General features: G+C 33.2%; 13 protein-coding genes. 1 reads left to right on the forward strand and 12 read right to left on the reverse strand.

Annotated features, from left to right (window positions below; genetic code table 11):
* Window positions 1–13 precede the first annotated feature (13 nt).
* The 5 genes from nrfH to Q0857_RS12250 all read right to left on the reverse strand — a co-directional run bounded on the left by nrfH (window position 14) and on the right by Q0857_RS12250 (window position 3,273).
* On the reverse strand, window positions 14–610 hold the full coding sequence (gene nrfH / locus Q0857_RS12230; RefSeq protein WP_298535654.1) for a cytochrome c nitrite reductase small subunit: 597 nt from the start codon (window positions 608–610) through the stop codon (window positions 14–16).
* A gap of 402 nt (window positions 611–1,012) precedes the next feature.
* Window positions 1,013–1,918: a GTP-binding protein gene (locus tag Q0857_RS12235; protein ID WP_298535656.1), complete on the reverse strand. Its 906-nt coding sequence runs from the start codon at window positions 1,916–1,918 to the stop codon at window positions 1,013–1,015.
* Window positions 1,919–1,928: 10 nt separating this feature from the next.
* Entirely contained in the window at window positions 1,929–2,462 is a 534-nt protein-coding gene (gene mog / locus Q0857_RS12240) for a molybdopterin adenylyltransferase (protein ID WP_298535658.1), read from the reverse strand.
* Between the two features lie 5 nt (window positions 2,463–2,467).
* Window positions 2,468–2,821, reverse strand: coding sequence for a hypothetical protein (locus Q0857_RS12245; RefSeq protein WP_298535660.1), 354 nt, complete (start codon window positions 2,819–2,821; stop codon window positions 2,468–2,470).
* 41 nt (window positions 2,822–2,862) lie between these two features.
* Complete coding sequence (locus Q0857_RS12250) at window positions 2,863–3,273, reverse strand: MerC domain-containing protein (RefSeq protein ID WP_298535662.1); 411 nt, start codon at window positions 3,271–3,273, stop codon at window positions 2,863–2,865.
* A gap of 82 nt (window positions 3,274–3,355) precedes the next feature.
* Between Q0857_RS12250 and Q0857_RS12255 the strand changes: the two genes are divergently transcribed.
* On the forward strand, window positions 3,356–3,733 hold the full coding sequence (locus tag Q0857_RS12255; protein WP_298535664.1) for a Fur family transcriptional regulator: 378 nt from the start codon (window positions 3,356–3,358) through the stop codon (window positions 3,731–3,733).
* 462 nt (window positions 3,734–4,195) lie between these two features.
* Here Q0857_RS12255 and Q0857_RS12260 read toward each other — a convergent pair whose 3' ends face one another.
* From Q0857_RS12260 to Q0857_RS12290, 7 genes are all read right to left on the reverse strand, one after another.
* A complete protein-coding gene (locus tag Q0857_RS12260) occupies window positions 4,196–4,960 on the reverse strand; it encodes an SDR family NAD(P)-dependent oxidoreductase (RefSeq protein ID WP_298535667.1) in 765 nt (254 codons plus the stop codon).
* Window positions 4,961–4,996: 36 nt separating this feature from the next.
* Window positions 4,997–6,280, reverse strand: a complete 1,284-nt coding sequence (locus tag Q0857_RS12265) for an MFS transporter (RefSeq protein ID WP_298535669.1) — start codon at window positions 6,278–6,280, stop codon at window positions 4,997–4,999.
* A 179-nt stretch (window positions 6,281–6,459) separates the two neighbouring features.
* On the reverse strand, window positions 6,460–7,164 hold the full coding sequence (locus tag Q0857_RS12270) for a FadR/GntR family transcriptional regulator (protein WP_298535671.1): 705 nt from the start codon (window positions 7,162–7,164) through the stop codon (window positions 6,460–6,462).
* Window positions 7,165–7,332: 168 nt separating this feature from the next.
* Window positions 7,333–8,256, reverse strand: a complete 924-nt coding sequence (locus Q0857_RS12275) for a polysaccharide lyase family 7 protein (protein WP_298535673.1) — start codon at window positions 8,254–8,256, stop codon at window positions 7,333–7,335.
* Window positions 8,257–8,307: 51 nt separating this feature from the next.
* Window positions 8,308–9,237, reverse strand: a complete 930-nt coding sequence (locus Q0857_RS12280; RefSeq protein ID WP_298535675.1) for a polysaccharide lyase family 7 protein — start codon at window positions 9,235–9,237, stop codon at window positions 8,308–8,310.
* Between the two features lie 12 nt (window positions 9,238–9,249).
* Window positions 9,250–10,182, reverse strand: coding sequence for a PKD domain-containing protein (locus Q0857_RS12285; RefSeq protein WP_298535677.1), 933 nt, complete (start codon window positions 10,180–10,182; stop codon window positions 9,250–9,252).
* Window positions 10,183–10,216: 34 nt separating this feature from the next.
* A complete protein-coding gene (locus Q0857_RS12290; protein ID WP_298535679.1) occupies window positions 10,217–11,653 on the reverse strand; it encodes a RagB/SusD family nutrient uptake outer membrane protein in 1,437 nt (478 codons plus the stop codon).
* Between the last annotated feature and the right edge of the window lie 5 nt (window positions 11,654–11,658).

An 11,658-nucleotide genomic window follows, 5' to 3' on the forward strand; every position in this document is an offset into this window, starting at 1 on the left:
TGTTAATCGTTTATTATTTTTTTAATTGTTCTTCCAACCAAGAAGGGATTACAAGCTCATCTTCTGGATCTGTTGGAATAGGTGCTACATTAAATTTTATTGTGGATAACCCATGAACTTTACCGTGCGGAATAAGTTTATGACAACTCCAACATTGACGCCCTGTTCTATTGTTTTCATGGTCCTTTATCCAACCTTTATATTTGGACTGAGTTACCTGCTGTACGTGACAGCGAATACAGTTTTGTTGAACCACTTCTTGCGAAGCTTCTTTCATTTCAATAACATCTGGCTCTGCTCTTAAAGTAAAAACTGAAGCATGATATAAGCCGTCTTTGGCTTTAAAATAATACTTATTAAAGATATTATCATGTGGCACATGACAATCATTGCAGTTTGCCCATTCACGATGAGAACTGTGCATCCAGCTATTATAAACTGGTGTCATAACATGACAATTAACACAGGCCGTAGGATCATCAGACATATAGGATAACACCCTAGATTCTCTGGCCATAAATAAACCTAATCCTATAATAACGGCTATAAAAAAGACTGCCGTAGGACGCCATCTAGATGTTTTTGGTGGTAATACTTTCTTTTTGTTCATCAAGATGATTATTTTTCCGTTTTATTAAAAAAAGTATTCAACTTTGAAACGATTGAACTCACATCAAAAAAAATCAAAACACTGTAAGAATGATGGTTTATCAAGATCAATTGGTTTTATTTATTTTAAAAGTAAGCATTTTATCAGTTCCTTCAACTTAAGAGCAAATTTAATTCTACAATAATATTTCAAATGTGACAATTATCATAGAATTATAATAAAAGATAAAAAAATCTTCTTATAAAGGTTTGTGTTTATACCATTCTGATCAGTTAAATTAAAGATTACAGTAATTATTTCATTATCACGAACTAGTGAAGCCGCAATAATTAATAAAAAACACCTTTAAGTATGACATAAATGGTTTTAAAGTAGTTCTAAAAAAAAAGTTGATTTTACTGCTTAACCAAAATTAAGCCCGCAAGAATTAATCACTCTTTTAATTAATGTAGGCTCACTTCCTGGACCAATTGTTAGTAATTTAGAACCAGTTATAGGTATGCCATTAAATGGTCTAATATGAACTTCTCCATCTGGTTTACGCTCAAAATATGTGTAATCTTCATCTTGTCCAATTTTAGTACAACCTTTCACTCGAAGTATACTTTTTGGTAATTCAGAACAAATTTTATGAATACAATCGGTGTCAGGCAGATTAGGTAAATCAACTGAACAGGATGCCCAATGTGCTTTTAAATGACCAAATTTTTGAAAATCATTTTTAGATGGTAGTAATTCTGGAAGTAAAGCTATATCTAAATCATTCAACGTAACAATTTTCGCCATTGGGTTAAGCTCTTTCAATTCTTCTATAACAGTAGTTTTTCGTTTTAATAATACTTCATCTAAATGAGTTAAAACCAATAATGAAGATACTTGAATTTGATTAGATTCGAGTTCATTATGTTCTCCATGTTTTTGCCAGTTTTTAACATCAACTACAGATATTTGAATGGGCGGCAGGAATCGTTCATTAATACCAACTCCAAGAAATTCCATAAGAGAACAAGCGTCTGAAGTGCCATTAGCTTCAATGAGTGTGATGCCGTTTTCCCGTTCTGGAACTCTATTTACAATATTTCTTAGTTCTACAATACCACTACAACATATACAGTTTCCACTGAGTGCTTTGACACATTGCAAATTCATTTGTTCTGTAAATTGTTGCGCATCTAAATAAGCATTTTCATAATCATTAAGAATAACAAACGGGTTCCAGCCTTTATCTGTAAAATTTTTTACCAAATACTTTAATAATGTTGTTTTTCCAGCTCCTAAAAAGCCAACAACAGTAATAATTGCTTCCATATAGTTGACTTTATTTTTTCTTAGGCCTAAATGGTTTTATAATCTGCTCATTACATTCTAAAAACGGGCCCTCCATAAGATCAATACAATACGGTACAGCAGGGAAAATAGCATCTAAACATTCTCTAATTGACTTTGGTTTTCCCGGTAGATTAATAATTAAACTACAACCTCTAAGCCCGGCAGTTTGTCTTGATAGGATAGCTGTGGGTACAAACTTCAGGGATTCGGCTCTCATAAGCTCGCCAAACCCAGGCATCATTCTATCACATACAGCCTCTGTAGCTTCTGGAGTCACATCTCTTTTTGCTGGTCCCGTTCCTCCTGTTGTAACTACCAAACAACAATCTTGATTATCGACCATATCCATTATCGTTTTTTCAATATCGTCTTGTTCGTCAGGCACTATTTTGTAAACTTCATTCCAATTTGAAATTAAATATTCGTTTAAGGTCGCTATGATTGCTTGTCCGCTTAGGTCTTCATAAACTCCTGCACTCGCTCTATCACTTACTGTTATGATTCCTATATTTATTGTCTCCATTTTATTCAATTAAAGTACTCCACATCGTCTGTATTTAGTTTCAGTTTTCCTGTTACAGATACGATATCATTAGTTACAAGTTTCTGTCTTGTATTAAATTGAAGTTCTATTGCCGTTTCTGGACCTCCTACCCAACGAAAAAAAAGAAGACAAAGGCCACTTAGATAACATCTATAACTTATCCTTGGGCGAAATATGTAAAAAATACCAATTTCATCCTTTTTACTATTGATTACATTTAAAAATTCATCTTGGGTTATAATATTTTCAAAGAAACCACCATATTCTATTGAAATTGTATAACGATCTTTATCTTTTATCCCTCTTGACGATACGCGTAAATGTTTACCATAAATCATAACAACTACGTCCTTTGTATCTAAATCATTTCGTAAATCTTTTACAATCTACCATTTACACAACATGATTCTCTTTTGCATTTACAATATTTACTATTGTATACATGAAAAAGTATTAAGCTTATTGATGGTATATAAATGGCGACCTCTGGTATACCTAACCAACTCATTTTTTCATTTATGATAATAAACGTTAGTAAAATAAAGCTTGACCAAAGCCCTATTTCAACCCACTTTTTTGTTGTAGTGATAGTTGTTTTATATATTGCTAACGCCGAAACTAATAATAAAACTAAATCTAAACTCGACCACCATATAGGTTTGTTTAAATCATGATTAATGGTTTGTGTATGGGCCGCAAATAAAAAAGGTGTCGCCAGACAATGTATAAGGCATAAAGCACTAGAAATAGCCCCTATTGAGTCTGGTTTGTTTTTTATTGATAAAATCATGAATTATTATTTTAAATGCACAAAGCTGCAATATTACATTAGATTTTAAACTAATGCAACATAGTTGCATTATATTTGCACTATGGGAATTACAAGACAAACAAGACATGTTAAAATATTATTAGATACTTTTAACAAAAAGAAGCGAGCAATTTCTGTGGTTGAGCTAGTTAAATTACTCGAATCTGAAATGAATAAAACCACAGTTTACCGTATTGTTGACAAGCTAATGGATGATGGTGTACTCCATTCATTTATTGGTAAAGGTGGGCTTAAATGGTATGCCATGTGCGATAGCTGTTCTTGTGACGGGCATAATGATGTTCACCCTCATTTTCAATGTAAAACCTGTGGTGAAGTAGAATGTTTACCAGTAAAATTCACTTTACCATCTGCTAAGGGCTACAAAATTGAATCTGCTAGTTTACTTATGGTTGGAGAGTGCAGTAGTTGTTCGTAATTTTAAATCAGAAAAACAAAATCGTATACCGATAATAATCGATTATTAAATTAAAATATAGCACTATATTCTTATTTCCCAATACAACATCTAACTTCTTCAATATTTATTAGAGATTAGGAGACAAATGCTGTACGTATCGAGTAAAAGAACTTGTCGAGAAATAAAAATCTCTATTTAATAATTCAGTCTCTTGCTTTTCATTAAAATGTTTAAATGTTACATATTCCAAAATCGTTTATATAATTTACGCGGCACATACCAAATAAACAATGACCAAATTTAAAAATAAATAAGAAGATAGATAACTAAAATAGTTAGCCCCAAAGATTTTAAAAACAAATATTCGGGGCGGAAAGATAATTAAATCCTTAAAATCAATTATACTTCTATAATTTGGGCCTTAATGGTCTGCTCAGTACTAAAAATAATATATTTCACTAACCATATTTACTGTTCAGGTTAAACTCCTAAACCTTGTCCGCCTGTGACTTGAATAGTTTCAGCCGTTAAAAAAGACGCATCATCACTCGCTAAAAAAGATACCACAGAGGCCACATTTTCAGGCTGTCCAAGTCTTCCTAACATGATATTGTTTTTCCAAGATGCAAAAACTTCCGGTTTAGTAGATTTAATTTGTTTATGAAAATCAGTATCAATAGTACCAGGTGATACTGCATTAACTCTAATACCGTATTCAGCGAGATCTTTTGCTAAAGCCCTAGTTAGGGTATGCACGGCTGCTTTTGACGTTCCATAAACCCCTGCTCCCGGACCTCCAGCATTCCAACCTGCGATTGACGTATAGTTAATGATTGAAGCATTCTCTCCTTTTTTTAAGAATGGAATTGCCGCTCTTGAAGCAAAAAATGTAGAATCTAAGTTTAAAGCCATAACAAACCTGTAAAACTCAGTAGTCATACCTTCAAACCGAGATCTACCGCCTAAACCTCCCGCGTTATTAACAAGAAGATCTATTTTACCGTACTTTTCTCCTATTGTATTAATATTCAAAGAAACTGCTTCTTCGTTTGTTACGTCAAAACCATAGTACTCTGCTTTAATACCTTCTGCAGTTAACTCCTTAACTCTTTTTACTCCTGCTTCATTGTCAATACCATTTAGAACCACCGTATAACCATCATTACCTAGTCTTTTAGCTACCTGAAAACCAATACCTCCAGTTGCTCCTGTAATAACTGCTACTTTTCCATTTGAATTACTCATATCTTTAATTTTTTAATTTTATTTTTAATAATTTTTTTACTCTGTAGATTTACGAACAGCACCTATATTTTTTATAAATAAAAATATTGACAATACGCCCAATACAACTGCAACACATATTGCAACGAATGCTGGTGTATAGGAATTTGCCGTTATCTGTCCTACAAACCAATTCATTATCATTGGTGATACCGCAGCTACAGTACCAGCTAAACCTGCTAACGTTCCTACAGAAGGACCTCTAAATAAATCACTAGAAATAGTTTGAATGTTACCAATAGCAAACTGAAATCCAAATAATGCCAACCCAGCAAGATAAATAAACACCATAAAGTTGTGTTCCCTTACCATTGTAATAATTCCAATGAATGCTATTAAAATTAGTAGTCCTCCTAAGGCAATTGTGGCTTTTCTTGAGAAATCGACAGAACGCTTTTTCATGAGCTTTCCTGCGAACATTCCACCTAAAATACTACCTACGGCAGCCATTAGATATGAAATCCACATCGTACTAGCTATTTCTTCAATACTGAGGCTAAATTTGTCATTTAGATAAATCGGCATCCAACCTGCAAAAAACCACCATATAGGTTCAATAAAGAAGCGGCAAGCCAATACCCCCCATGATTGTTTGTAACTTAAAATTTTAGTTACGCTTAAACTTTTAATCTTCTTATTATGAATTATTTCATCCTTTTCTATTTTATCGACCATTATTAAATTTCTCTCCTCCTCTGTTACCCAAGGATGTTTTTCAGGAGTTGATTTGTTTAAAAATAGCCATGGAATTACCCAAAGCATTCCTACCGCCCCTAAAATAATATAGGTTGTTTTCCATCCAAACTGAGTGTAAAGGAAAACAATTATAAACGGAGCAATAACATTACCAATAGAAGCTCCTGCATTAAAAATACCCTGAGCCGTTGCGCGCTCTTTAATTGGAAACCATTCTCCATTGCTCTTTACTGCTCCAGGCCAATTTCCTGCTTCACCAATTCCTAGCAAACCTCTAAAAATAGAAAGTGACACAATACCACTTGCAAAAGCATGAAAAGCTGAAGCCACTGACCATATTATAATGGATACGGTAAAACCTAATCGTGTCCCTATTTTATCGTATAGCTTACCTGAAGCAAACTTTCCTAATGCGTAACAAGCCATGAAAACGTTTAACATAATGGCATAATCTGACTTATCCATCCCTAAATCTTCACCCATTTCTGGCCATAACAGAGCAAAAGCTGTTCTATCGATATAATTTATTACTGTTGCAATAAAAATCAATGTGATTATCCACCAACGTAAGCCTTTTATTTTCATTTTATAATTGTTTATAATTGTTATAGGAACATCCTGTCAAATGCAACTTAATGCTTTGATAAGATATAACTCTTTTAGAATGCCTTTGATATAACTCTAGTTATAGCTTGAAGAACACTCCCCTCCTAATTTTTTTTGAACAACAAAAGCGTGCAATTTCATTATTCAATACTATATTTCTACTTTACATTATAGCAATACTGGTATAATATGCTAAAATGATCTTTCATTTTTTGTTTTGCCAAATCTGGATCTTGTGCTTTTATCGCTTCATAAATTTCTGTATGCTCTTTTATTCCAATAACTGCTTGGTTTTTATCACATACATGGTACTTCTCAAAGTCAATAATTATTTGAGGCGTAATTGTAAGCATGAACGTATTCATTGTGCTATTTCTACTTGCCTTAGCAATAGCTAAATGAAAAAGCAAATCTTCTTGAACAGCTGGTTCACCTAATAATGCCTTAGCCTCGTAGGCATCTAATGCTTCCTTAATACGCCTTAGGTCTTCCTCATTCCTTCTTAAAGAAGCCATTTTTACCGTTTTTAACTCCAATAGAATTCTTGTTTCAACTAAAGATTTGAAATCTGGTGTCTCCAACCTCAATATGTCATCAATCATTCCGTTCATCGCTACAACACCTATATTTGCAACAAATGTTCCGCTCTGTGGGATAGACTTAAGTAATCCATAAAACTCCAATTTCTGTATAGCTTCTCTAACATTACTCCTAGTAACACCAAATTTATCAGATAGCATACGCTCTGATGGTAACTTATCTCCAGGTTCAAGATTCTTAAAATTGATTAATTCTTTAATCTTACTAATTATCTCATTCTGAATATCCTGATTATCACTTACTATTAATGTCTCTAATTTCATAATATCATCTATCTCTTAACTGGTTAACCAAACAATTATGCTAAATTTAAACAAAAACTTTTAACCTATTGTTACTTTGTTATTGAATTTTACTGGCCTAAAATTAAGACCAATAAAACTCAACTCAAACAAACTCAAACTTTAATTTTATTTTTTTTATTTAATCAATCAATGACTAACTTTCAATTCATAATATTTAACCTTAGAAAAGGCTTCAGAATCTGTTGTGCTTAAATAATTTCCTGCTTTGAAATAATTTTCAAAAACACCCCATTTTTCCATGTGAATGTCATTGTAAACTGCCACATACTGCTCATTTAATATCACTTCCATTTTATTCTTTTCAACCTTCACCTCAAGAGTAAACTTATCAAAACCTACATATTGTGAAAATGTATAGCCTTCATCATCCCCCCAGGAGTTCGTTCTTAATACATCTATATCAGAAGCATTCAAATCTTTTAACACTTTTGTTTTAACTCGAACCTTCCCATCTGTCCAATAAATTTTCAATATTGGTGGAGCATTATTATCTTTCTGACCAATTAAATCACGCTGTGCATTTGTTAGCCTACCATGTATTTGCATGATTATACTTCTATGATACTTTCCATTTTTATCTTTGGAAATATCGCTCATTTGTAAAGTCCCTTTCATATTTCCTCCTTGCTCAAACGTCCAGTTTGTTTTTCCTTTATCTTCAGGGTTCATCAATTCTCTTAATTCTGTTCTTGAATATGAAGAATTTGCTGTAGATGATTCTGGATAGGTGTAAAACACTAAAGCCCCGTTAATAGAATCGTTATAAAAAAAAGGTTTCAGTTTATCATTATTTCCATAATCTAAAATTTGAGGTGGTAATACTTCAGTTGGACTACCTATAGGCAGTGTTACTTTCCAATTTGCCAAATCAATATTTGGTAACTTAAATGTAACTTCAGTAGTTTCTTCTTTTCCTTCCTCCTCTGTCTCTTCGCCTTCTTTCTCTTCATCCTTTTTCAAAATAGGCTTATCAACAAGTTCCTCTTCTATAATTTCACTTGAACTTCCTTCACAGGCACTTCCCATCAAAACAACTCCTGTTAGAATCAAAATTATATTTAATTTTATGCTTACCATTTTAAACTAAAAACCTATTTCTTATTAATGACTTACTTCTAATTCGTAAAATCTAACTTTTGAAAACGATCCTTTATCTCTAGATTGAAAATAATTCCCTGCTTTGAAATAATTTTCAAAAATGCCCCATTTTTTCATATGAATCCCTTCATACACCTTATACTCATTACCATTCAATATAATTACCATTTTACCCTCTGAAACCTGAACTTCTAAAGTAAACTTTCTAAAACCTACCTCTTGCTCAAAATTAAACCCTTCATCATTATCCCAAGCATCTTCATGCAACATTTCTTCATAACTTGCATTTAGATTTTTAAGCACCTTAGTTTTAATTCTAACTTTTCCTTTATCCCAATAAATCTTTAAAATGGGTGGCGCATTATTATCATCTTCTCCAATTAAATCACGCTGTTCATTGGTTAAACGCCCATGAATTTGCATAATTATAGTTCTGTGATACTTTCCATTAGAATCTCTAGTTGTCTGATCCATGGCTAGCTTCCCTTTCATTTTTGCACCTTGTTTAAATGTCCAGTTTACATTATTATTACCTGGTTCCATTTGTTCTCTAAGCTCAGACCTCGTATACTTTGTGTTTCTAGTTTTAGAGTTTGTTGGCATGGCATGAAATACTATAGCACCTTTTGTTGAATCAATATACATATAGGGCTTAGCAATTTCATTGCTAGCAAAATCAAGGATTTCAGGCGGATCAATCTCATATGGTTTCCCATTTTCATCTGCAACTGGAAGTGTTACTTTCCAATGGCTTAAATCAATACTTGGAAGCTTAACTTTACCCTTTTTTTTCTTTTTTTTCTTCTTGCTTTGTTTGGTAACAACAGCATTATCCGATTCTGAAGTGCTGCTATTATTTGATTGACAAGCAGCACTTGCAGAGAGAAATATTGTTAATACGAGTACTAATAATTCTTTTCGGAAATTTTTCATTTTTGTTAAAATTTATTCAGCTGGATAAACTTTTACGTTATCAACATAAGCATCTTGCTTAGTTTCGCCCCATATAAAAATAGAGACCAATCCGGTAGCATTTGCTGTAAAAGCTTGTCTTACTACTGTAAAATTACCTTTACCCTCTAACTTAGTACCTTCATTTCTAACAATAGGCCCAGCATCAGAACTAGCAACACCATCGGCACCATCACCAAAATGACCGTCTAATATTTCTCCAACTATCTTAGCCCCACCATTTTCATCATTATCATTCTTAATAGCATACTCATACTCCAAAATGTAATCTCTATTTGGAGATACAACTATAGCTTGATAGGCATAACGTGAGCTCGAGCTTCTATAAATTCCTGATGATGTACCATTAGTCCATTTTGCTCCTGGGGTTTTAGACCCATTGTCTGTTCCATCGTAATTAAAGTTAGACCCATCACTACTAGAATTAAAAGGACTTGTTGTTCCTCCGGTAAAATCAGAAAATTTCCAATCGTCTTGACCACCATCAAAATCACCATTTAAAATTTCTGGATTTATTGCCGCTGGAATTTCAGGTTCTATAACCTCAATTTCTATTGAAAACGTACTTTTAACATTTAACTTATCTGAAGCCGTTAATGTAATAGTGTATTTCCCTTCACCCGAATACGTATTTTTACCATCCACATCGGTAGAGGTATTACCATCACCAAAATCCCAACTATAATCTGTAGCACTATTTGATTGGTTTCCAAATGTCCACGTTAAGTAATCATCTGTTTCAGTAGCTGAAAAGTTTGCAGAAGGTGGAGTTAAATCTTGTTTCGATCCTGCTTCAGGTAATTCATATTCGTAATCACAAGACCATACTGCTGTCATCAAAATTATTGCCAATACCTTAGTAAAGGTATTAGAAACAGGTTTTTTAAAATAATTTATATTTTTCATGTTTTATATTTTTAATTAAAAAAATAATCTTTTATTAATAATTAGGATTCTGCCCCATTAATCCTTTACCTAAATTTATTTCACCTTGTGGAATAGGTAGTAATAATGCTGAAGACGTGAAATTTAATCCATTAGCAGCAGAAAAATCGCCAAGAATCTGTTCGGCTTTACCAAATCTTACCAAATCAAAGAATCTATGATTTTCAAAAGCGAGTTCTACACGTCTTTCTAACAATAATTCATCTTTAGTAATTATAGCTTTAGTATTAGGTGCTGTATCTGGGAATGCTCTATCCTGAACTTCTTGAAATGATGCTCTGGCACTTGCAACAGATGTTTCTGCCGCACCGGCCATAATAGCCTCCACGTGCATTAATAGTACATCTGCATAACGCAAAACTATCCAGTCGTTTCCTGCCAGAGTAGCGTCATTCACAAAGGTCTTACCATCATCACCTCCATCTTCACCGTTAGGCAGGTATTTGGTTACTTGATTTTGCGTTGTCTGACTTGGATCTACTCTATAAGAATATTGGGTTCTATCACCACCTGAAGCTTCTAATGCCGTAATAACATCATTAGTTACATAATTAACTCCAGACGTTCTACCAACACCATTCATCCACTCTGCCGAAAAATTTTGACTATCTGATGCCAATGCCGATTCGTAACCAATAGCAAAAATTATTTCATTATTTCGCTCGTTATAAAACACATCGTTGAAGTTATCTAAAAGCTCAAAGCCTTGTCCCATAATATCTTCACATAAAAGCTGAGCTTCAGCATAATTACCACCTGTAGTTAAATACACTTTTGCCAGCATAGCTTGCGCGGCTGCTTTTGATGCTCTTGTTTTATAAGTATTATCTAGACCTGAAACAGCAGTTTGTAAGTCGCTTATTATAAAATCGTAAATCTCTGAAGTTGCCACTCTAGTAAATTGAATATCTGTCTCCAATGGTTGAATAATTCTGTCAATCTTAGGAATATCTCCAAAAAGGCGCACTAAATTAAAATATGCATAAGCTCTAATAAACTTGGCTTCTCCTTCATAAGCTTTTTTAGTGTCTGCATTTGAAACGACATCCAGATTTGCCAAAATTATGTTCGCTCTAAAAATTACATTGTAAAAACTAGCATAATAATCTGCTACGATACCATTAGTAGCCTGCACGGTATAAAATTCAAATTGTGCAGCTTCACCTTCTTGGCTTTTGGTTCTTGTATTATCGCTACGCATTTCGGTAAGATAATACTCGTATTGAATGGCGTGATTATTTCTTAAATTATTATCGTTAACACCTTGTAACGCATCATACATCCCAATAATTCCAGTTAATAGTTCCTGCTCATCATTATAATATGAATCTGCAGTAATACCTGAACTTGGTACCGGTTCTAAAAAGTCACTTTCACAAGAAGCTACAAGACCTCCTAATACAAGTAACGCTAAAAATTTTATTTTTCTCATAATAT

It is taken from the genome of uncultured Algibacter sp. (assembly GCF_947495925.1).
Lineage (GTDB): Bacteria > Bacteroidota > Bacteroidia > Flavobacteriales > Flavobacteriaceae > Algibacter_E.

Excerpts from the sequence above, each read along its gene's own strand:
- mog (WP_298535658.1), bottom strand. The coding sequence starts at position 2,462 with ATGGAGACAATAAATATAGGAATCATAACAGTAAGTGATAGAGCGAGT.
- Q0857_RS12245 (WP_298535660.1), bottom strand. The coding sequence starts at position 2,821 with ATGATTTATGGTAAACATTTACGCGTATCGTCAAGAGGGATAAAAGAT.
- Q0857_RS12235 (WP_298535656.1), bottom strand. The coding sequence starts at position 1,918 with ATGGAAGCAATTATTACTGTTGTTGGCTTTTTAGGAGCTGGAAAAACA.
- Q0857_RS12290 (WP_298535679.1), bottom strand. The coding sequence starts at position 11,653 with ATGAGAAAAATAAAATTTTTAGCGTTACTTGTATTAGGAGGTCTTGTA.
- Q0857_RS12265 (WP_298535669.1), bottom strand. The coding sequence starts at position 6,280 with ATGAAAATAAAAGGCTTACGTTGGTGGATAATCACATTGATTTTTATT.
- Q0857_RS12280 (WP_298535675.1), bottom strand. The coding sequence starts at position 9,237 with ATGAAAAATTTCCGAAAAGAATTATTAGTACTCGTATTAACAATATTT.
- Q0857_RS12270 (WP_298535671.1), bottom strand. The coding sequence starts at position 7,164 with ATGAAATTAGAGACATTAATAGTAAGTGATAATCAGGATATTCAGAAT.
- Q0857_RS12260 (WP_298535667.1), bottom strand. The coding sequence starts at position 4,960 with ATGAGTAATTCAAATGGAAAAGTAGCAGTTATTACAGGAGCAACTGGA.
- Q0857_RS12285 (WP_298535677.1), bottom strand. The coding sequence starts at position 10,182 with ATGAAAAATATAAATTATTTTAAAAAACCTGTTTCTAATACCTTTACT.
- Q0857_RS12255 (WP_298535664.1), top strand. The coding sequence starts at position 3,356 with ATGGGAATTACAAGACAAACAAGACATGTTAAAATATTATTAGATACT.
- nrfH (WP_298535654.1), bottom strand. The coding sequence starts at position 610 with ATGAACAAAAAGAAAGTATTACCACCAAAAACATCTAGATGGCGTCCT.
- Q0857_RS12250 (WP_298535662.1), bottom strand. The coding sequence starts at position 3,273 with ATGATTTTATCAATAAAAAACAAACCAGACTCAATAGGGGCTATTTCT.